Genomic DNA, 20233 nt, shown 5'->3' with positions numbered 1-20233 from the left:
CCCGGGCGAGGATCGGGCGGTGCCCCAGCTGCCGCCCCCGCCCGCCGACCGCGACGGGGTCGTCGCCTGGGTCGGCACCCACCTGGGCCACCTGACGCACGAGGGCCCGGACGCGCCGGTCGCCGCCTCGCCGGTGCGCGGCGGGCAGTCCGCGGCCGACGCCGCGCTGGCCGCGCTCGACCTCACCGGGTACGCGGCCCGGCGCAGCGAGGTCCTGCCCCGCGAGCGGCGCGGCGCGACCCGCCTGTCCCCCTACGTGCGGCACGGCCTGCTGCCCCTGCCGGCGGTGTGGGCGGCGGCGGCCGGCGCCCCGCCGCGGGACCGGGCGAAGTTCCGCGACGAGCTGCTGTGGCAGGAGTACGCGCGCCACCTGTACGCGCGCCTCGGCCCGGCGACCTCGCGGCCCCTGCGCTTCGGCGACCCCGTGCCCGCGCAGCCGTGGACCGGCGAGCCGTGGCCGGACGACATGGCGTGCGTCGCGGAGACCACCGCCGAGCTGCGCGAGGAGGGCTGGCTGGTCAACCAGACCCGCATGTGGCTGGCCTCGCAGTGGTCGGTGCGCGCGGGGCGGGACTGGCGCCAGGGTGCCGCGGAGATGTACCGGCACCTGCTGGACGGCTCCCCCGCCGCGAACCGCCTCGGCTGGCAGTGGGCCGTCGGCACCGGCACGGGGAAGGTGTACGGGTTCAGCCGCTGGCAGGTGGAGGAGCGCGCACCGGGCCTGTGCGGCACGTGCGCGCTGCGGCGCGCCTGCCCCGTGCAGGACTGGCCGGAGACCGACGCCGGCCCGCGCGTGGAACCCCCCGACGGCCTGGCCGGCGGGCCCACCGACGCCGGGCCGCGCCGGCCCGAGGTGACCGGCGAGCCGGACGCGGTGTGGCTGACCGCCGAGTCGCTGGGCGACACCGACCCCGCGCTGACCGCGCACCCGGACCTGCCCGCGGTGTTCGTCCTGGACGACCCCCTCCTGGCGCGGTTGCGGCTGTCCGGCAAGCGGCTGGTGTTCCTCGCCGAGACGCTGGCGGAACTCGGCTGCGAGGTCCGCCTGGGCGACCCCGTCACCGAGCTGGCCGGGCGCCGCCTGGCCGTCACCCACGCCCCCGTGCCGGGTTTCCGGCGCCGCGCCGAGCGCCTGGACGTCGTCGCCCGCCACCCGTGGCCGTGGTTGCGCCGGCCCGGTTCCGGGTCGCTGCGCTCGTTCAGCGCGTGGGCGCGCGCGGCGCGCTGAGCGGCGGCGACGACGCGCGACCGCGGGACGGGGAGCGCGAGCACCGGTAGCTTGGGCGAACGAGTCCCTGCGACGGAGCGGAGAGCGACGTGACGGAGAAGAGGACGCCGGGAGACGGCGAGCGGGAGTCGTCGCTGGGCCTGGAGGACTGGGAGGGCGCCAGCCGCTGGCCCGAGGACGACAGCCCCGTCCGCGAGGACCAACCGCACGAGGTGCTGCCGTGGGCCAACGTGGACCCCGGTCAGCCCAGCACCGGCCCCTGAACCCGCCGGGCACGACGACGGCCCCGGGCCGCGCAGCGGGTGCTGCGCGGCCCGGGGCCGTGGTGCGTCCGGATCAGGCGCGGGTGGGGTCCGCGTCCCGGTCGGCGCCGGTGGACTGGAACGGCAGGCTGGGCGCCTCGCCGTCCTCGCCGGGGCGCGCGTCGGACTGCGCGGCCTCCGCCTCGCCCTCGCTCATCGCCGTCGTCGAGGACAGCGGGATCTCCGGCAGGAACAGGGCGATGACGGTGCCCAGCAGGAACACCGGCACCATCCACCCGAAGATCGGGGTCAGGGAACCCGCGTAGGCGTCGACGACACCGCCGGCCACCTCCGGCGGGAGGTTCCGCACGATCTCCGGCGTCAGCGAGGTCGCGCTCTGCTCGCCCGCCCCGGCCGGGAACAGGGTGACGAGGCGGTCGGTGAGCCGGCTGGTGAACACCGCGCCCAGCGCCGCCGCGCCGACGGTCACGCCCAGCTCGCGGAACAGGTTGTTCGAGGAGGTCGCGACGCCGACCTCGCGCGGGGCGACGGCGTTCTGCACGGCCAGCACGAGGACCTGCATGAACACGCCGAGGCCCGCGCCGAGGACGGCCAGGTACACGCCCAGCTGCCACAGCGGGGTGCCCACGTCGATGGTCGCCAGCAGCGCCATCCCACCTGCGGCGACGGCCGTGCCGACGACGGGGAACACCTTGTAGCGGCCCGTCCGGGTGATGAGGACGCCGGAGCCGATGCTGAGGACGAGCAGGCCGAACACCATCGGCAGCAGCAGCAGACCGGACTCGGTGGCGTTCACGCCGTAGACCATCTGCAGGTACGTCGGCAGGTAGGCCAGGGCGCCCATGAGGCCGGCGCCGACGACGAACCCGAGCAGCGTGGTGACGACGAACGTGCGGTTGCGGAACAGCCGCAGCGGGATCACCGGGGAGGCCACGCGCTGCTCGACGGCGACGAACGCGAGCGCCAGCACGACGGTGGCGGCGACGAGGCCGAGGATCGTCGGCGAGGTCCAGGCGTGGTCGGTGCCGCCCCAGCTGGTGACGAGGACCGTGCCGGTCAGGGCGAGGGCCAGCAGGACCATGCCCGCGTAGTCGATGCGCTCGGTGTTGCGCCGCGCGGGCAGCTTCAGCGTGATCGCCGCGACGGCGAACGCGACGGCGCCCAGGGGCAGGTTGATCCAGAAGATCCAGCGCCAGTGCGCGGAGTCGGTGAGCCAGCCGCCCAGCAGCGGGCCGAGGACGGCCGAGGCGCCGAACACGGCGCCCAGCGGGGCCATGAACTTCGCGCGGTCCCGGGCGGGCACGACGTCCGCGATGATGGTCTGCGACATGATCATCAGGCCGGCGCCGCCGAGGCCCTGCACACCGCGGAAGGCGACCAGCTGCAGCATCGACTGCGAGAAACCGGCCAGCGCCGAGCCGAGCAGGAACAGCGCGATCGCGACGAGGAAGAGGTTCTTGCGGCCGACGAGGTCACCGAGCTTGCCGTAGACGGGCATGGCGACGGTCAGGGCCAGCGTGTAGGCGGTGATGGTCCACGCCATGTGCCGCAGGCCGTCGAGCTCGCCGACGATCGTCGGCAGCGCGGTGCCCACGATCGTCTGGTCGAGCGAGGCGAGCAGCATGACGAGCACCAGCGAGGTGAAGATCCAGCCGATGCGCGGCGCGGTCTGCGCGCGTCCGGCCGGGGCGGCGGCGGTCACGGGTCCTCCGGTGGGGCGGTGCGGGCGGGAGAGGGTCAGGCGGTCAGGGCGCGCAGGGCGTCGAGGACGCGGCGCACCGAGCGCTGCGGGTCGGCGCGCGGGTCGTGCACCCACTCGTGGGCGCTGACGCGCAGCAGCGCGCCGACGACGGCGGCGACGGCCTGCGCGTGCAGGTCGTCGCCGCCGGGGCTGCGGCGGGCGTAGGCCCCGGCGAACACCTGCTCGGTCTCGTGGAAGCGGGCGAGCATCCCGGGCAGCAGGTCCGGGTTGGCCTCGACGACGCCCACGACGCGCAGGAAGCGGTCGCGGTCGGCGGCCATGACCGCCGACTGGGCGACCAGCAGCTCCTCCAGCGCGGGCAGCAGCGGCCCGGTGGAGGTGGCGAAGCGCTCGAGGGCGGCCTCGTCCCAGGTGTGCCCGGAGTGCAGCAGGGCGTCGTCCTTGGACGGGAAGTAGTTGAAGAAGGTGCGGCGGGAGACGCCGGCCTCGGCGGCGATGGCGTCGGCGGTCACGGCCGCCCAGCCGTCGCGGCAGGCGAGGTCGAGGGCGGCGGCCGCGATCTGGTCGGCGGTCTCCTGCCGGCGGCGCTCGCGCAGGGGGGAGGTCACCGGCTGAATGTGCACTCAGTGCACGTCGTGCGTCAAGTGCATTCTCCGCACGGTGTGCACCGGACGGGGGGTGCGCCGCGTGCGGGCCGCGCGAGCGGGTGGTCGACTGGCCCCATGACCCGCATCGGCACCTCCGAGCTCGACGTCCGCCCCCTGTGCCTGGGCACCAACACCTTCGGCTGGACCTCCGACGAGGCCGAGTCCCACCGCGTGCTCGACGCCTTCGTCGACGCCGGCGGCGACTTCCTCGACACCGCCGACGTCTACTCGGCCTGGTCCGACGGCGGCGCCGGCATCTCCGAGACGATCATCGGGTCCTGGTTCGCGAAGTCCGGCAAGCGCGACGCCGTCGTCCTGGCCACCAAGGTCGGCAAGGCCCCCGGCCTGGACGACCTGCGCGCCGACACGATCCGCCGCGGCGTCGACGCCTCCCTGCAGCGCCTGCGCACCGACCGCATCGACCTGTACTGGGCGCACGCCGACGACGAGGGCACCCCCCTGGCCGAGACCCTCGGCGCCTTCGACGAGCTCGTCACCGCCGGGAAGGTCCGCGCGATCGGCGCCTCCAACTACAGCGCCCCCCGCCTGGAGGAGGCGCTGGAGACCTCCCGCCGCGAGGGCTTCGCCAGCTACGTCGCCCTGCAGAACCACTACAACCTCGTCGAGCGCGGCGAGTACGAGGAGCGCACCGCCGACGTCGTCGCCGCCAACGGCCTGGCGATGGTCCCCTACTCGGCGCTCGCCTCCGGGTTCCTCACCGGCAAGTACCGCCCCGGGCAGCTCGCCGACAGCCAGCGGCAGGCCAAGGCCGCCGCCTACCTCGACGACCCCCGCGGCCCCCGCGTCCTCGCCGCCCTCGACGAGGTCGCCGCCGCCCACGGCACCGACGTCACCAGCGTCGCCCTGGCCTGGCTCGCCCAGCAGGACACCGTCGTCGCGCCCATCGCCTCCGCGCGCACCGTCGAGCAGCTGCCCACCCTCCTCGCGGCCGCCGACCTGCAGCTCACCCAGGACGAGCTCGCCGCCCTGGAGCGCGCCTCCCGCTGATCCTCACCACTCCCCCACGGCTCGGGGCGACGCGCGCGCGGGCGGTGCCGCACAGTGGAGGCATGGCGACCTCGACCCCCGTGCAGCAGCGACCGCGCTCCGGCCGGCGGCCCGCGCGCGCGTCCGTCGCGGCCGCCGCCACCGCCCTCGTGCCGGCGGCCGCCCTGGCCGTCCTCTACTGGGCCGCCGTCCTCACCTCGCGGGGGCAGACCGCCGAGAACGCCCTGCACGCCGCGGCCAGCGGGCGCAGTGTCGCGGACGGGGTGGGCTGGCTGCAGCCGCTGTTCGGCGTCGAGCAGTCGCTGCGGCCCGTCCACCTGCTCGCCGGCCTCGCCGCGCTCACCGCCGTCGGACTGCTCAGCGGGCGCGGGCGGCTGCGGCGCACCGTCCAGGGCGTCGGGGTCGCCCTCGGCACCCTCGGCGTCACCGAGGTCCTCAAGCACGTCGTCCTCGAGCGGCCCGACCTCGGCGCGGTCTACGGCCCCTACGCCAACAGCCTGCCCAGCGGTCACACCGCCGCCGTCCTCGGCCTCGCGCTCGGGCTGCTGCTCGTCGTCCCCCGCGTCCTGCGCCTGCCCGTCGCCCTCGCCGGCGCCTTCGCCGCCGGCAGCATGGCCGCCTTCGTCGTCGACGACGGCTGGCACCGCGTCAGCGACGTCCTGGCCTCCGCGCTCGTCGGGGCGAGCGTCCTGTGCCTCGCGCTCGCCCTGCCCTCCCCGGCGCGCCGGCGCCCCGGCCGGCTGCTCGCGCTGGCCACCGGCGTGCCCGTCCTGTCCGCGCTGGCCCTCGTCGTCACCTACACCGGCCCCGTGGCCGGGTTCCGCACCGGCGTGGCCGCCGGCGCCGCCGTCGTCGCCGCCACCGTCCTGCTCGCGGCGCGCGCCGTGCCGCGCGAGCCCGGCCGCCGCGGGTGAGCCGCGAGAGGTGGGCCGAGGGCACGGCGGGCAGGATGGGAGCCATGTCCGACGCCACGTCCGACCCCACCAACGTCCCCGAGGACCCCACCCCGCCCGACGCGCCCCGCGAGACCGCGGACGGCCCGGACCCGCGGGTCGTCGTCGTCACGCCCCAGGGGATGGGCATCGCCGAACCGCCCGAGGACGGCGCGCCGGGACCGGCCGACATGGTCTCCCAGCCCGCCAAGGTCATGCGGATCGGCAGCATGGTCAAGCAGCTGCTGGAGGAGGTGCGCTCCGCCCCCCTCGACGAGGCCGGCCGCGCGCGCCTGGCGTCCATCCACGACCGCTCCATCTCCGAGCTGGAGGACGGCCTGGCCCCCGAGCTGGTCGAGGAGCTGCGCCGCATCGCGCTGCCGTTCGCGCAGGGCTCCGCGCCCTCGGAGAGCGAGCTGCGGATCGCCCAGGCCCAGCTCGTCGGCTGGCTGGAGGGCCTCTTCCACGGCATCCAGACCGCCCTCGTCGCCCAGCAGATGGCCGCGCAGGCGCAGCTGCAGGAGATGCGCCGCGCCCTACCCGGCGGCGGGCCGCAGGGACCCCGCGGCGGGATGCCGACCGTGCAGCCGCCCACCACCGGGCAGTACCTGTGAGGCGGCCCGCCCGGCCGTGAGGCTCGCCTTCTGGCGGCGCGCGCCCGATCCCCTCGGCGAGGGCGTCTGGGCGCGCGCCGCGCACACCGTCGACCGCTCGGTGCGCCGCTTCGAGCAGGTCACCGACGGTTGCCCGCCCGGCCCCGCGCGCACCGCGCTGGAGGCGTACCTGCCGCGCGTCGACCTCGTCGCGCGCGCGGCCCGGGCCCGCGCCGTGCAGGCGCAGGCCGAGGCCCCCTCGACGGAGTTCCTCGTGCCCGCGGGCCCCGACGGCGAGCACCCCGAGGTCCACCGGCGGCTGACCCGCACCGCGACCGCCTGCGCGCAGGCCGCCGAGGCCGCCGCCCTGCTGCGGGTGGGCGCGGGCAGCGTGGAGGCCGTCGAGCGGGCCGTGGTCCGCGCCGAGGAGCTGGCCGGCCTGCCGCCCGGCGGTCAGCCGGACGGCGGGCGGTAGCGCGTGCGGACGTTGCGCACGCCGAAGAGCACCGCGTACGCCAGGTAGAGCGCGAAGGCCGCCACCGCCCACCACGGCAGCTGCCCGGTGCCCGTGCGCGCCGCGTGCAGCGGGGCCAGGACCACGACGACGGCCAGCAGCAGCACCGTCGCCGCGCCGAACTCCGCCAGGTCCTCCCGCAGCCGCCGGCGCAGCTCCGGCTCGTGCTCCGGGGCGCTCCACACGTCCTTGTGCGGGACGTTCACCCACTCCAGCGGCAGCCGGTGCGCGGTCAGCACCAGGACGGCCAGCAGCGCCACCGTGCCCCCGCCCACGAGGACGTCGAGGGTCAGCGCCTGCGCCCGCGTGCCCCAGCGGTCCACGTCGCCGCCGGCGCCGAAGTGCAGCGGCACCCGCTCCGGCAGCAGCACCGCGCTGAGGGCGAGCACCCCCGCGAACAGCACCACCGACACCCAGAACAGCCGCTCCCGCCCCACCCGCCGAGCTTCGCACGGGTGCCCCTGTCGGAGCTGGGTGCCACAGTGAGCCGCGGCGCCACCACCCGGCGTCACGAGCTGCAGCACCGTGAGGAGACGCCGCCGTGCACATCGACAACGCCCGCGAGCTGAAGGCCCGGCTGCGCGCGGAGGCCCTGACCACCACCGCTCAGGCGGCCGGCGCCCCCGCCGGCGTCGCCTCCGTGGGCATCAGCGTCCTCGGCAGCGGCACCGACGGACCCCGCTACGGCCTGGCCGTGCGCTGGTCCGGCCCCCGCGGCGAGGCCCTCCTGGACCGCACCCGGACCCTGACCAGCGGCACCGGCGCCGAGCAGGAGGTGGACGTGCGCGACGTCGGCCGGATCGTCGCCCTCACCGCCCCCACCGCCGACCGCACCTGGACCCCCGGCTCGCTGCAGCGGCGCGTGCGCCCCCTGCACCCCGGCCTGTCCATCGCCCACGACCGGGTGACCGCCGGCACCCTGGGCGCCTTCGTGCGCGTGGAGGGCTCCGACGGCGTCTACGCGCTGTCGAACAACCACGTCCTCGCCGACTCCGACCGCGCCCGGCTCGAGGACGCCGTCCTGCAGCCCGGGCCCGCCGACCGCGGCGGCGCCCGCGACCGCGTCGGCCGCCTCGCGCGCGCCGTGCCGCTGGAGGCCGGCGGCGGCAACGCCGTCGACGCGGCCGTCGCCCTGCTCGAGGACGTCGGCGACGGCGACTGGGACCCCACCTACCCCGTGGGCAGGCTCGTCGGCTGGACCGAGCCCGACGACGAGGTCCCCGTCGAGAAGGTCGGGCGCACCACCGGCTGGACCACCGGCCGCATCAGCGCCATCGAGCTGGACGACGTGGCCGTCGAGTACCCCGTCGGCGTCGTCTCCTTCGACGGGCAGGTCGAGGTCACCGGCAGCGGCGGCCCCTTCTCCGCCGGCGGCGACTCCGGCTCCCTCGTCTACCGGCCCGACACCCGGCAGGCCGTCGGCCTGCTCTTCGCCGGCAGCGAGCGCGGCGGCGAGGACGGCACCGGCCTCACCTTCTGCAACCCGATCGGCCTGGCGCTGGAACGGCTGGGTGCGACACTGCTGGTGTGACCGCTGGCGCCGTGCCCGACGGGGTGCCCGACCGCGCGCTCGCGCGCGCGGCGAAGGCGCACGTCCAGGCGATGCTCGCCGGGGACGCGCGCGTCAACGGGATCGGCCTGACGCGCGTGTCCAGCTCCTGGGCCGTGAAGGTCAACGTCGCCACCGACGACGAGCTGCCCGAGCTGCCCCCGACCGTCGACGGGGTGCCCGTCGAGGTCGTGCACGTCGGGCGGATCACTCCCCGCGGAGCCTGAGCAGCCGCTCCAGCACCTGCGCCACACCGTCGTCCTCGCACGCGCCGGCGACGTCGTCGGCCGCCGCGAGCGCGTCGGGGTGGGCGTCGGCCACCGCGTAGGAGCGGCCCGCCCAGCGCAGCATCTCCAGGTCGTTGGGCATGTCCCCGAACGCGACGACGCCCCCGGCGCCCACCCCGCGGTCGGCGGCGACCTCCGCCAGCGTCGACGCCTTGCTGACGCCGGCGGCCATCACCTCGATGAGGGAGTCCACCGCGTTGGAGTGGGTGACGTTCACGAGGTCCCCCACCTCGCGGCGGGCCACGGCGAGCATCTCGTCGCTGGGCACGCCCGGGCACTTGGCCAGGACCTTCACCAGCGGCGGGGCGTCGGCCAGCAGGTCGCCCATCGCCCCGACCCGCTGCTCCAGGCCGGTGTCGAAGCGGGTGGCGTAGGAGTCCTCGCGGCGGAACCCGACGACGGCCTCCAGGGCGAACCCGATCCCGGGCAGCGCGGCCCGCAGCCGCCCGGTCACCTCCTCGACGACGTCGCGGTCGATGACGTGCTCGCGCACCACCCGGTCGGTGTCCAGGTCGTAGACGACGGCGCCGTTGGCGCACACCACCTGACCGGCCAGCCCGGCCTCGGCGGCCAGCGGCGTCACCCACCGCGGCGGGCGGCCCGTCACCGGGACGACGGGGACGCCGGCGCGCGCGCAGGCCGCGAACGCGGCCAGGGTCCGCTGCGACAGCGGCCGCTCGCGGGGGATCACGGTGCCGTCCAGGTCGGTGGCCACCAGGCCCCAGCCGGCGGCGAAGGCGCGCTCGGCGTCGGCGCGCTCGGCGGGGGCGTCGGGGCGGGTACCGGTCGCGGGCTCCGTCGTCACCGCCTCATCCTCCCCCACGCCCGCCGGGCCCTCGCCCCGCCCGCCTCCCCCGCACCCCCTCCCGCGGTGATCACGGGTGGTCGAGCTCTCACCCATCCGTGATCACCGTGATCTTGCTGGGAAACCCTGCAAGATCACGGAGGGAGGGGCGGGGCTCAGCGCAGGAGGTCGTCGAGGACGTCGGCCAGGCCGTCGTCGCGCACGTCGCCCGTCACGGCGTCGGCGGCCGCCCTGACCTCCTCGGGGGCGTTGCCCATCGCGATCCCGCGCGCCGCCCACCGCAGCATCTCCACGTCGTTGCGCCCGTCGCCGACCGCCACCGTCGCCGACCGCGGCACCCGCAGGCGCTCGCGGACGTCCTCCAGCGCGCTCGCCTTCGTCACGCCCTCCGGGGCCAGGTCCAGCCACGCCGTCCAGCCCACCGAGTACGCCACCCCGTGCAGGCCGACCCGGTCGACCAGCTGCAGGAACTGCGCGCTCGTGTGCTCGGGGCTGCGGACCACGACGCGCAGCACCGGCTCGGTGAACAGCTCCTCGAACGGCACGACCTCCAGCTCACCGGTCAGCTCCCCGTCCGGGAACGGCGCCGTCACCTTGAACCCGCGGCCCAGGACCTCCACCGCGAACAGGCCCGCGGGCAGGTCCTCGCGCAGCGCCCCGGCGACCGCCGACGGGTCGAACGTGTGCACCGACACCACCCGGTAGCCCTCGGCGACACCCGTGTCCAGCTCCACGGTGGCCGCGCCGTTGCTGCACACCAGGTACCCGGAGTCCAGCCCTAGGCGCTGCACCACCGGCAGCACGCCGTGCAGCGAGCGGCCCGTGGCCACCACGACGTGCGCGCCGCTCTTGGCCAGGCGCTGCACCGCCTCGCGCACCCGGTCCGACAGCGCCTCGTCGTGGTCGACGATCGTGCCGTCGACGTCCAGGCAGACCAGCAGCTCCCCGCCCGCACCCGTCCCCGTGTCCACCCGACGACCCTACGGCGCGGGCAGCGGACGCACCGGCTGGAGCACGTCCAGGCCCACGAACGGACGCAGGGCCTCCGGCACGCGCACCGAGCCGTCCGCCTGCTGGTGGTTCTCCAGGATCGCCACCAGCCAGCGGGTGGTCGCCAGGGTGCCGTTGAGGGTCGCCACCGGGCGCGTGCCGCCGCCGGCGTCGGCGCCCTGGCGCTCGCGGATCCCCAGCCGGCGCGCCTGGAACGTCGTGCAGTTCGACGTCGAGGTCAGCTCCCGGTAGGCGCCCTGGGACGGGATCCACGCCTCGCAGTCGTACTTGCGCGCGGCCGAGGAGCCCAGGTCGCCCGCGGCGACGTCGATGACGCGGTACGGCACCTCGACGGCGTCGAGCACCTCCCGCTCCCAGCCCAGCAGCCGCCGGTGCTCCTCGGCGGCGTCCTCGGGCCGGCAGAAGGAGAACATCTCCACCTTGTGGAACTGGTGCACGCGCACGATCCCGCGGGTGTCCTTGCCGTAGGAGCCCGCCTCGCGGCGGTAGCAGGCCGACCATCCGGCGTAGCGCAGCGGGCCGCCGGACAGGTCGAGGATCTCGTCGGCGTGGAACCCGGCCAGCGCCACCTCCGAGGTGCCCGTCAGGTAGAGGTCGTCCTCCTCCAGCCGGTACACCTCCGCCGCGTGCGCCCCGAGGAACCCGGTGCCGGCCATCACCTGCGGCTTGACGAGCGTCGGGGTGATCACCGGGGTGAACCCGGCCTCCAGGGCCTTGGCGACCGCCAGGTTCAGCAGCCCCAGCTCCAGGCGCGCGCCCACGCCCGTGAGGAAGTAGAAGCGCGAGCCGGACACCTTCGCGCCGCGCTCGGTGTCGATGGCGGCCAGCGCCTCGCCCAGCTCCAGGTGGTCGCGCCAGGCGGCCAGCCCCTCCGGCAGCTGCGGCGGGGCGCCGACCTCCTCCAGGACGACGAAGTCGGCCTCGCCGCCGGGCGGGACGCCGTCCTCGACGACGTTGGGGATGCGGCCCAGCAGCGCCTCGAACTCCGCCGCGGCCGTGTCCGCCTCGGCCTGGGCGGCCTTGACGCGGTCGGCGAGCCCCTTGACCTCCGCCAGCAGCGCCCGCTTCTCCTCGCCCTGCGCGCGGGCGACGTCCTTGCCGCGGGACTTCTGCTCGGCGCGCAGCCGCTCGAACTCGGCGATCGCGCCGCGGCGCCGGGAGTCCGCGGTCAGCGCGGCGTCGACGACCGCGTCGTCCTCGCCCCGCGCGCGCTGGCTGGCCCTGACGGCCTCCGGGTCGTCCCTCAGCAGTCGCAGGTCGATCACCCGCAGAACCCTATCGCCGGCGCGGGCCGCCGCACCGGGGCGGGCGGGGCGGGCCGGTAGCGTGCCGGGGTGGCCGGCGGTGATCTCCAGGCGAGCGACGCCCTCGTCGCCGTCCCGCTGGCGGCGACGGTGGCGCTGGCGGTGGCGCTGGTCGTGGTGACGGGCCTGTGGCTGCGCGAGCGGCGCGCCGCTCGCCGGTACCGCGCCCTGTTCGAGACGCCGCGCCCGCAGGTGCCCGTCCACGTCCCGCCCACCCCCGCGACGGTGCGCCGGCAGCGGGCCGCGGTCGTGGTGAACCTGTCGAAGTTCAGCGACCTGGACCCGGCCGCGCAGCTGCGCCGGCAGGCGTACGTGGACGCCGCCTTCCGCCAGCACGGCTGGGAGGAGCCGCTGTGGCTGCGGACCACGCCCACCGAGCACGGCGCCGAGCAGGCGCGCGAGGCGCTGGCCGCGGGCGTGGACGTCGTCGTGGCCTGCGGCGGGGACGGCACCGTGCGCTCGGTGGCCGAGGCGCTGGCCGGCACCGGCGTGCCGATGGGGGTGCTGCCGGCGGGCACCGCCAACCTCCTGGCCCGCAACCTCGACCTGCCGCACACCGACCTGGCGCGCGCCCTCGACGTGGTCTTCTCCGCCCCCGACCAGCCGGTGGACGTCGGCTGGCTGGAGGTGGACCGCACGGGCGCCGACCCGGTGCCCGAGCGGCACCTGTTCCTCGTCATGGCGGGCCTGGGCTTCGACGCGGCCGTCATGGCGGGCGTGGAGGACCGCCTGAAGCGGCGGCTGGGCTACGGCGCGTACGTCGTCTCGGGCGCCCGGGCCCTGTGGGGGCCGCAGGCGCGGGCGGGGGTGCGGGTCGACGACGGGCCCTGGCACCAGGTGCGCACGCGCGGGGTGATCGTCGGCAACTGCGGGAAGCTGACGCGCAACCTCGTGCTCATGCCCGACGCCGAGATCGACGACGGCTACCTGGACGCCGTGGTGCTCTCCCCCCGCGGCGGCATCGGCTGGGGCGAGGTCGCCTGGGCGATCCTCACCCGCGACCGGCGCGGGCAGCGGCGCGTGCAGCACCTGCGCGGGCGCACCGTGGAGGTGCGGCTGGAGGCCCCGCAGGAGGTCGAGCTGGACGGCGACCCGATCGGCGCGGCCCGGCGCGTGTCGGTCGCCGTGGACCCGGGGGTGCTGCTGGTGCGCGCGCACCCGTGGCCGCGCACCGCCCGCCGCTGACGCGGGGCGGCGGAGCTCAGCCGCCGACCTCGGCGGGCAGCGCCTCCGCCCGGTCGGGCGCCACGACGGTGCGGTCGCGGCCGGTGCGCTTGGCCCGGTAGAGGGCCTGGTCGGCGCGGGCGAGGACGGCCATCGGCACCTCGGCCCCGTCCCAGGTGGCCACCCCGATGGAGCAGGTCTGCCCGTCCGGCACGCCCCGGTGCACGGCGGCCAGGCGCTGCACCGCCTCCTGCGCCCCGCACGCCAGCAGGACCGTGAACTCCTCCCCGCCCCAGCGGGCCAGGAACGCGCCGGGCAGCGACCCGGTCCAGGCGCGCGCGGCCTCGCGCAGCAGGTCGTCGCCGCCGTCGTGGCCGTGGGCGTCGTTGTACTGCTTGAAGCGGTCCAGGTCGACGATGGCGACCGTCATGGGGGTGCCGGCGGCGCGGGCGGCGACGAAGGCGCGCGCGACGGTCGCGTCCCAGGCGCGGCGGTTGGGCAGCCCGGTGAGCGGGTCGGTCTCGGCCAGTCGCTCCACCTCGCTGCGCTGGGCCTGCACGGCGCGCAGGAGGCCGGACAGGCGCACCAGGACGAGCAGCACGACGACGACGGTGCCGGCCTGCAGCCACGGACCGTGGTCGTACCCGCCGAGGTCCAGCAGCTCGTCGGCCAGGGAGGCCAGCGGCAGCGCGACCGCGGCCACCCCGAGCACGGGCAGGCGCAGCTGCCCGGTGTCGCGGCCGGCGGGCGCGGAGCCCAGGGCGACGGCGCTGCGGCTGACGGCGGCCGCCGCGCACAGCACGTAGAAGGACAGCCAGCACAGCTCCACGGCCGCGGGCGGCACGTAGGACCCTGTCGCGGCCGTCCACAGCGCGTACGACAGGTCGGCCACGACGGTGCCGGCCAGGGCCGCGGCCAGGAACCAGTAGGCGCGGGGGCGGTGCCCGCTCCAGCCGGCGGTGCGCGCCAGCAGGACGACGACGGCGATGTCGAAGAGGGGGAAGAACGCCGCCGTCACCCGGTCCGCCCCCCGGGTCCCCTCCACGGCGGGCAGCAGGTTGAACAGGACGAGGAGGGTGCCGACGCTGACGGCCACGACGAGGGTGTCCACGAGCACCCCGCGCGAGACGCGCCAGGGGGGGCGGGTCAGGCGCAGCACGCCGGCCAGCAGGAGCACGTCGGCGACGACGAAGGCGACCTCGCCGGGCACCGGCGGGACGAACCGGTCGTGGCTCAGCTGCGCGACGGCGCTGACCGCCTCACCGGCGATGAACCCGAACTGCGCGAGGACGACGAGGGTCCAGCGCCGCCGCCACGGCGACCGGCTGACCGCGACGACGAGCGCGGCGACGGAGGCCACGAGGACCGTCCAGTACAGGGACCGGCGCCAGAGCCCGTCGGCGGGCAGCAGCAGGTAGACGGGCGCGACCAGCAGCAGGTAGACGGCCAGGACGACGTGCTCGGGACGGGTGCGCACCCCGCCTCCCCGGGCGGCGCGCAGCGCTCCCGCGAGGCCGGTGGCGCTCACGGCGCACCACCCGCGGGAGGGCGGCGCGGCGAGGACCCGGCGGTGCCCACGGCACCCAGGGTGCACCGTCCGTGACGGACGCGCCGCTCCTCGCGGAGCCCGCCGGCGCGCACCCGGCAGCGCGAGAGCCCCGGGCACCCCGCGCCGCGGGGGCACGGGGAGGGCGCGGCGCGCGGTCGGGTGTCCACGTCCCAGGTGTCGGGTCACCGGCGGTGGCGCTGGATGCTCCGTGCGGGTCACGCCCGTGCTGGCCGACCGGGTGACGGCGCGGGGCGCCGTGGTGGAGCGGCGGGCGGGGGCGGTCCGGTCAGGCGCCGGAGCCGGCGCGCAGCCGGTCCAGCCACGCCTGCGCGTCGGCGAACGCGGCGTCCGTCGGCCCGGAGCCGGTGATGGCGCTGCCGCCGTCGCCGCGCGGGTAGCTGCCCAGGAAGCGCACCTGCTCGCACACGCGGTGCAGCCCCATGAGGGTCTCGCCCACCCGCGGGTCGGCCAGGTGCCCGTCGCAGTCGATGGAGAAGCAGTACCGGCCCAGCGCGTCCCCCGCGGGCCGGGACTCGATGCGGGTCAGGTTGATGCCGCGGGTGACGAACTGCTCCAGCGCCTCCACGAGCGCGCCGGGGCGCTCCTCGCGCAGGAAGACGACCATCGACGTCTTGTCCCGCCCGCTGGGCGGCGGGGTGGCGCCGGGCCGGGAGACGAGCACGAAGCGCGTCTGGGCGCCCGGGCGGTCCTCGATGCCGGAGGCCAGGACCTCCAGGCCGAAGCGCTCGGCGGCGCCGAGGTTGCAGACGGCGGCCTCGCCGGGCTCACCGGCCCCGTCCTCCGCGAGCGCCTGCGCGGCGGCCGCGGTCGAGGTGGCGGGCACGTACCGCGCCCCCGGCAGGCTGGTCGCCAGCCAGCGGCGCACCTGGGCGTGGGCGTGCGAGTGCGTGGACACGCGCCGCACGTCGGCCAGCCGGGTGCCGGGGCGGGCGGCGAGCACGAAGGAGACGGGCAGGACGACCTCGGCGACGACGACGAGGGGGGCGCCGACGGCCAGGCCGTCGAGGGTGGCGGGCACCCCGCCCTCGACGGAGTTCTCGATGGGCACGCAGCCGACGTCGGCGCGCCCGGCGCGCACGGCCTCCAGCACGGCGTCGACGCTGGGCAGCGGCTCGGCGGGCGCCTCGCCGACGACCCGGCGCAGCGCCGCCTCGGTGAACGTCCCCGCGGGGCCGAAGTAGGCGTAGCGGGTCTGCGGGCTCGGTGTCGGCGCGGTCGGCACGGTCGGCCACAGTAGCCCCGGCCGCTCCTCCCCCGCCGTGGTCGTGGAGGGGTGAACCGTCACCCGTCCACGATCACGGCGGGGTGGAGCAGGGGCGGGACCGCACCCGGGTCAGCCGGCGCGGCGCAGCCGGCGGTCGGGGCGCCGGCTCCACATCTCCTCGCGCTGGTCCTCGGTCAGCCCGCCCCAGACGCCGTACGCCTCGCGGTGGCGCAGCACGTGCTCGCGGCAGCGGCGCAGCACGGGGCACTCGGCGCAGATGGCCAGCGCGGCCGCGTCGCGGTGCTGGCGGGCGGCGCCGCGCTCGAGCTCGGGGTGGAAGAAGAGCTCGGGGTCGGCCTCGCGGCAGGAGCCGCGCAGCTGCCAGTCCCAGTCGTCGCTGGTGGGGCGCAACGCCGCCCTGGCCGTCCTCGTCGCCGTCCTCGTCGTGGTCTCGGTCACCGTCGGTCCCCCCTCGGTGGAGTCGGTCGGGCCCGCGTCGCGGGTACGAGTGACGCAGTTCCCCGGGGTTCAGGACCCTAAACGCTCTGCGACTGATTAGTCACGGGTTGTCATCACGCGGGCGGGCTCGTCACGCTCCGGCACCGCCCGCTCCCGGCCGTCCGGCACCAGGCGCCACAGCGCGAACAGCGACAGGCACGCCCACCACAGTCCCCCGTTCTGCACGACCCGGGCCAGCACCACCGGCACGTCCCCCGACGCCAGCAGGTTCGCCCCGATCCACGGCCAGGCCACCCACGCCGTCGACAGCGCCACCGCGGCCACCACCGTCCGCCGCAGCGCCCGCCCGTCGCCCACCAGCGCCGCCACCACCACGACGCCCCAGTGCAGGTGGTGCAGCCACGAGACCGGCGAGACGAGGACCGCCACCAGCCCGCACGCCGCCACCTCCCCCACGAGCGAGCCGCGCCGGAACATCGCCCGCGCCACCGCGAAGCCCAGGACCGCGGCGAGGACCACCAGCGCCAGCCACAGCGCCTGCGTCGCCCCGTCCGACAGGTACAGGCGCAGCACGAAGCCGCGCAGCGACTGGTTGGAGGAGCCGGCGTTCGGGCCCAGCCGGTCGGAGGCGAACAGCGCCGAGGTCCAGAACTCGAACGACGCCTCCGGCGCCACCGCGAAGGTCCCCAGCGTCACCGCGACCGCCGCCGCCACCGCGTTGCGCAGCTCGCGCCACTGCCGGGTCAGCGCGAAGTGGACGAGGAAGACGCCCGGCGTCAGCTTGACCGCGACAGCCAGCCCGACGAGCGTCCCGCGCGGCCAGCGCAGGTGCCGGCGGCCCAGGCGCACGCCGTCGCGGCCGCGGACGACGTCCAGCAGGCACAGCGCCACCAGCAGCGCGTTGACCTGCCCGAAGCGGATCCCCTCGCCCACCGCGGAGATCCACACGCAGCCCGCCGCGACGAGCCCCTGCGCCAGCCCGGCCCGCGCACCGGCCCGCTCCAGCAGCGGCCGGAACGCCACGCCCACCGTCACCCACAGCAGCGCCAGCTGGAACGCCGTCCACAGCCAGCCCGCCACCGCGAACGGCACCAGCACCAGCGGCGTCGCCAGCAGCGCGGAGAACGTCGGGTACGTGAAGGGCAGGACCTGCGGGACCTCGGTGGTGAACTCGTACAGCGGCCGGCCGATCAGCAGGCTGCGGCCCGCCTCCCGGTACACCTCCAGGTCGACCTGCCACTGGTCCTCCGGGTAGCCCACGAGGTACCGGTGCACGATCGGCGCCGCGGCCGCCAGGAGGACCAGCACCCCCAGCAGCTGCCAGCCCCGGCGCGCCCGCGCCGCCGTCCGCCCGCCCGTGTCCACGCGGGCGATCCTCCCGCAGGTCCGCACGGGACCCGCCCACCACGCCCGCACGAGCCCCCCGCGCAGCGCCCGGGACGGCCCGCGCGCCCACCTAGCCTGGGAGGGTGCCGCGCCCCGCCCCCGTCCCCGCCCCGCGGGTCAGTCCCGCGAGCCCCCCGGCCCGGCGGTGGCTGCCCGCGGTCCTGGCGGTCCTCGCCGCCCTCGTGCTCGCGCTGCCCGCCCTCGCGCTGCCCGCCCGCGCGCTCGCCGCGGCCCCCGGCCCGGACGGCACCGCCGCCGCGGGACCGGTCGTCCTCGTCGGCACCGGCGGGCTGCGCTGGTCGGACGTGTCCGCCGACGCCACCCCGGTGCTGGCCGGGCTGGCCGGCGAGGGCGCGGTCGGCACCGTCGCCGTGCGCAGCGTCTTCACCGCCGCCTGCCCCGGCGACGGCTGGCTCGGGCTGTCGGCGGGGCGGCGGGCCACGGACTTCGACGGCACGTCGGCCGAGCACGTGCGCGCGGCCTGCGCGCCCCTGTCCGATCCCGTGCCCGACCCCGTGACCGCGGACGGCCCCGCCGACGCCACCGCTGACGGCGCGCCGGCCCCCGCGCAGCAGCCCGACGCCGAGCGCTACCGCGCGATCGCGGCCGCCGGCACGTTCGGCGCCTCCCCCGGCCTGCTCGGCGACGCCCTGCGCGGGGGCGGCGCCTCGACGCTCGCGCTGGGCCCCGGTGCGGCGATCGCCCTCGCCGGCCGCGACGGGTCCGTGCCCGCCTACGCCGGGCCCACCGGGCCCACCGCCGACGGCTGGGAGCCCGCCGAGCTGGCCGAGCGGGTCCGCGAGGCCGTGGCCGGCGGCACCGACCTCCTCGTCGTCGACGCCGGCGCCGTGCGCGACCCCGCCGACCTGCCCGCCGAGGAGGAGCCTCCGGCCGCCTCCCGCGCCGAGCAGGTCGCCGCCGTCGAGGCCCGCGTCGCCGCCGTCCGCGAGGCCCTCACCGCCGCCGGCGCCGACCCGGCCACCGGGGCGTCCACGCTGCTGGTCGCCTCGCTGGCCGACGCCGGGCGCACCGCCCACCTGCAGTACGCCGGCGCCGTGGGGGCCGCGCCGGTGGGCGGCGACCTCTACGACGGGCTGCTGGAGTCCCGCTCGACCCGGCAGACCGGCATCGTGCAGACCACCGACCTGACGCCCACGCTGCTGGCGCTCGCGCTGGGCGGCGACCACGGCACCCCCGGCCTGGTCGGCGCGCCCGTCGGCTCCACGGAGGCGGGCACCAGCGCCGCCGAGCGGGTGGAGAAGGTGCGCGACCTGGACCTGGCGGCGCAGGCCGTCCAGCCGCTCGTGCAGCCCTTCTACACCGGCTGGGTGCTCTCGCAGGTCGTCCTGTACGCGGTGGCCACCTTCGCGCTGCGCCGCTCCTGGGGCGGCCCGCGCGGGCGGCGGCGGGTGCTGGCGTGGCTGCGGGCGCTCGCCGTCGTCTACGGCGCGGTGCCCGCCTCGACGTTCCTGGCCAACACGCTGCCGTGGTGGCGGGCGGAGGGCTCGCACCTGCTCGCCGTGACCGGCGCCTGCGCCCTGCACGTCGCGCTCATCACGGCGCTGGCGCTGCTGGGGCCGTGGCGGCGCAGCCCGCTGGGGCCGCTGGGCGTCGTCGGCGCCGTCACCGCGGGCGTGCTGACGGTGGACGTGCTGACGGGCTCGCGGCTCATCACCTCCAGCCTCAACGGCCTGCAGCCGGTCGTGGCGGGCCGCTTCTACGGCCTGGGCAACGCCCAGTTCGCGCTGTTCGCCACGGGCACCCTGCTGGCGCTGGTCGCCGTGGCCGACGCGCTCGTGCGCCGCGGGCGCCGGCGCGCGGCCGTCGTGGTCGTCGCCGTGGTCGGGGCGGCGGCCGTGTGGGTCAACGGGGTGCCCGGCGCCGACTTCGGCGGGCCGCCCGCCTCCGTGCCCGCGTTCGGCCTGCTGGCCCTGTACGTGGCGGGGGTGCGGATCACCTGGCGGCGGGTGCTGCTGCTGCTGGCCGGCACGGTCGTGGTCATCACCTCCATCGCGCTGGTGGACTGGCTGCGCCCGGTCGACGACCAGACGCACCTGGGCCGCTTCGTGCAGACCGTCCTCGACGGCGGCGCCTGGCAGGTCGTGGAGCGCAAGGCGCTGCAGAACTGGCGCATCCTCGTCGGCTCGTGGCTGACGCTGGTGCTGCCGTTCGCGGCGGCGTTCACGGCGTTCGTGCTGGCCCGGCCCGGCGCGGTGGGCGTCTCGGCGCTGCAGCGCGCCTACGACCGCCACCCCGTCCTCAAGCCCGGCATGGTCTGCCTGGGCGTGCTGCTGGTCATCGGCTTCGCCGTCAACGACTCCGGCACGGCCATCCCGGCCGTGGGCCTGATGCTGGCGCTGCCGCTGCTGACCGCCGCCTGCACGCAGGTGCTGGCCCTGGCCGAGCGCCCGGCGCCCGGCGCGCCGGAGGCGGCCACCGCCAGCGCGTCCCCCGCCCCCCGCCCCTGACCGCTCCCCCGACCCTCCCGCCCTGCCCCTCCCCGGGGGGGGGGGGGGGGGGGGGGGGGGGGCGGGGGGCGGGGGGGGGGGGGGGGGGGGGGCGGGGGGGGGGGGGGCGGGCGGGGGGCGGGGCTGGGCCGCTCCGGCG

General features: G+C 77.2%; 20 protein-coding genes. 10 read left to right on the top strand and 10 right to left on the bottom strand.

From position 1 onward, the window contains the following. Positions 1-19: 19 nt before the first annotated feature. Positions 20-1228, top strand: coding sequence for an FAD-binding domain-containing protein (locus ACRYMY_RS13235; protein ID WP_432547727.1), 1209 nt, complete (start codon positions 20-22; stop codon positions 1226-1228). An 89-nt stretch (positions 1229-1317) separates the two neighbouring features. Next, on the top strand, positions 1318-1491 hold the full coding sequence (locus ACRYMY_RS13230; RefSeq protein WP_432547726.1) for a hypothetical protein: 174 nt from the start codon (positions 1318-1320) through the stop codon (positions 1489-1491). 73 nt (positions 1492-1564) lie between these two features. Here the strand turns inward: ACRYMY_RS13230 and ACRYMY_RS13225 are convergent, their stop codons facing one another. Then, on the bottom strand, positions 1565-3193 hold the full coding sequence (locus ACRYMY_RS13225; RefSeq protein WP_432547725.1) for an MDR family MFS transporter: 1629 nt from the start codon (positions 3191-3193) through the stop codon (positions 1565-1567). Positions 3194-3228: 35 nt separating this feature from the next. Beyond that, positions 3229-3801, bottom strand: a complete 573-nt coding sequence (locus ACRYMY_RS13220; RefSeq protein WP_432547724.1) for a TetR/AcrR family transcriptional regulator — start codon at positions 3799-3801, stop codon at positions 3229-3231. Positions 3802-3915: 114 nt separating this feature from the next. Here ACRYMY_RS13220 and ACRYMY_RS13215 point away from each other — a divergent pair, with 114 nt between their 5' ends. The 4 genes from ACRYMY_RS13215 to ACRYMY_RS13200 all read left to right on the top strand — a co-directional run bounded on the left by ACRYMY_RS13215 (position 3916) and on the right by ACRYMY_RS13200 (position 6848). Continuing rightward, positions 3916-4848 carry an aldo/keto reductase gene (locus tag ACRYMY_RS13215; RefSeq protein WP_432547723.1) on the top strand — a complete coding sequence of 311 codons (933 nt, stop codon included), beginning with the start codon at positions 3916-3918 and terminating at the stop codon, positions 4846-4848. Positions 4849-4910: 62 nt separating this feature from the next. After that, the gene (locus ACRYMY_RS13210; protein WP_432547722.1) at positions 4911-5762 is read left to right on the top strand and encodes a phosphatase PAP2 family protein; all 852 of its coding nucleotides are present in this window, start codon (positions 4911-4913) and stop codon (positions 5760-5762) included. 44 nt (positions 5763-5806) lie between these two features. Then, positions 5807-6394 carry a bacterial proteasome activator family protein gene (locus ACRYMY_RS13205; RefSeq protein WP_432547721.1) on the top strand — a complete coding sequence of 196 codons (588 nt, stop codon included), beginning with the start codon at positions 5807-5809 and terminating at the stop codon, positions 6392-6394. A gap of 16 nt (positions 6395-6410) precedes the next feature. Next, the gene (locus ACRYMY_RS13200) at positions 6411-6848 is read left to right on the top strand and encodes a hypothetical protein (RefSeq protein WP_432547720.1); all 438 of its coding nucleotides are present in this window, start codon (positions 6411-6413) and stop codon (positions 6846-6848) included. Here ACRYMY_RS13200 and ACRYMY_RS13195 read toward each other — a convergent pair. Continuing rightward, positions 6827-7324 (bottom strand): DUF1648 domain-containing protein, encoded by a 498-nt coding sequence (locus ACRYMY_RS13195; RefSeq protein WP_432547719.1) that lies wholly within the window; start codon positions 7322-7324, stop codon positions 6827-6829. The genes ACRYMY_RS13200 and ACRYMY_RS13195 overlap by 22 nt on opposite strands. Positions 7325-7428: 104 nt before the next feature. Between ACRYMY_RS13195 and ACRYMY_RS13190 the strand changes: the two genes are divergently transcribed. Together ACRYMY_RS13190 and ACRYMY_RS13185 are read left to right on the top strand one after the other, a co-directional pair. Continuing rightward, a complete protein-coding gene (locus ACRYMY_RS13190; RefSeq protein WP_432547718.1) occupies positions 7429-8418 on the top strand; it encodes a chymotrypsin family serine protease in 990 nt (329 codons plus the stop codon). Continuing rightward, positions 8415-8663 carry a hypothetical protein gene (locus ACRYMY_RS13185; protein ID WP_432547717.1) on the top strand — a complete coding sequence of 83 codons (249 nt, stop codon included), beginning with the start codon at positions 8415-8417 and terminating at the stop codon, positions 8661-8663. The genes ACRYMY_RS13190 and ACRYMY_RS13185 overlap by 4 nt, the downstream gene beginning before the upstream one ends. Here ACRYMY_RS13185 and ACRYMY_RS13180 read toward each other — a convergent pair. From ACRYMY_RS13180 to serS, 3 genes are all read right to left on the bottom strand, one after another. Further along, positions 8644-9528 carry an HAD family hydrolase gene (locus ACRYMY_RS13180; protein WP_432547716.1) on the bottom strand — a complete coding sequence of 295 codons (885 nt, stop codon included), beginning with the start codon at positions 9526-9528 and terminating at the stop codon, positions 8644-8646. The two genes, ACRYMY_RS13185 and ACRYMY_RS13180, sit on opposite strands and share 20 nt — an antisense overlap. Before the next feature lie 155 nt (positions 9529-9683). Then, positions 9684-10499: an HAD family hydrolase gene (locus ACRYMY_RS13175; RefSeq protein WP_432547715.1), complete on the bottom strand. Its 816-nt coding sequence runs from the start codon at positions 10497-10499 to the stop codon at positions 9684-9686. Between the two features lie 9 nt (positions 10500-10508). After that, a complete protein-coding gene (gene serS, locus ACRYMY_RS13170) occupies positions 10509-11804 on the bottom strand; it encodes a serine--tRNA ligase (RefSeq protein ID WP_432547714.1) in 1296 nt (431 codons plus the stop codon). A gap of 69 nt (positions 11805-11873) precedes the next feature. Here serS and ACRYMY_RS13165 point away from each other — a divergent pair, with 69 nt between their 5' ends. Continuing rightward, on the top strand, positions 11874-13028 hold the full coding sequence (locus ACRYMY_RS13165; protein ID WP_432547713.1) for a diacylglycerol/lipid kinase family protein: 1155 nt from the start codon (positions 11874-11876) through the stop codon (positions 13026-13028). Between the two features lie 16 nt (positions 13029-13044). On the opposite strand, the gene ACRYMY_RS13160 is transcribed toward ACRYMY_RS13165, so the two are convergent. The 4 genes from ACRYMY_RS13160 to ACRYMY_RS13145 all read right to left on the bottom strand — a co-directional run bounded on the left by ACRYMY_RS13160 (position 13045) and on the right by ACRYMY_RS13145 (position 17605). Beyond that, complete coding sequence (locus ACRYMY_RS13160) at positions 13045-14535, bottom strand: GGDEF domain-containing protein (RefSeq protein WP_432547712.1); 1491 nt, start codon at positions 14533-14535, stop codon at positions 13045-13047. Positions 14536-14842: 307 nt separating this feature from the next. Next, complete coding sequence (gene pheA, locus ACRYMY_RS13155; protein ID WP_432547711.1) at positions 14843-15799, bottom strand: prephenate dehydratase; 957 nt, start codon at positions 15797-15799, stop codon at positions 14843-14845. 111 nt (positions 15800-15910) lie between these two features. Then, complete coding sequence (locus ACRYMY_RS13150; RefSeq protein WP_432547710.1) at positions 15911-16240, bottom strand: WhiB family transcriptional regulator; 330 nt, start codon at positions 16238-16240, stop codon at positions 15911-15913. 96 nt (positions 16241-16336) lie between these two features. Next, a complete protein-coding gene (locus ACRYMY_RS13145; protein WP_432547709.1) occupies positions 16337-17605 on the bottom strand; it encodes a glycosyltransferase 87 family protein in 1269 nt (422 codons plus the stop codon). Between the two features lie 104 nt (positions 17606-17709). Here ACRYMY_RS13145 and ACRYMY_RS13140 point away from each other — a divergent pair, with 104 nt between their 5' ends. Continuing rightward, positions 17710-20094, top strand: a complete 2385-nt coding sequence (locus ACRYMY_RS13140; RefSeq protein ID WP_432547708.1) for a hypothetical protein — start codon at positions 17710-17712, stop codon at positions 20092-20094. Positions 20095-20233 lie beyond the last annotated feature (139 nt).

This window comes from Kineococcus haloalkalitolerans (genome assembly GCF_050871905.1).
Lineage (GTDB): Bacteria > Actinomycetota > Actinomycetes > Actinomycetales > Kineococcaceae > Kineococcus.
Note: the sequence above shows the minus strand (reverse complement) of the source record. Positions and strands in the feature narration are given on the sequence as shown.

Excerpts from the sequence above, each read along its gene's own strand:
- ACRYMY_RS13210 (WP_432547722.1), top strand. The coding sequence starts at position 4,911 with ATGGCGACCTCGACCCCCGTGCAGCAGCGACCGCGCTCCGGCCGGCGG.
- ACRYMY_RS13215 (WP_432547723.1), top strand. The coding sequence starts at position 3,916 with ATGACCCGCATCGGCACCTCCGAGCTCGACGTCCGCCCCCTGTGCCTG.
- ACRYMY_RS13205 (WP_432547721.1), top strand. The coding sequence starts at position 5,807 with ATGTCCGACGCCACGTCCGACCCCACCAACGTCCCCGAGGACCCCACC.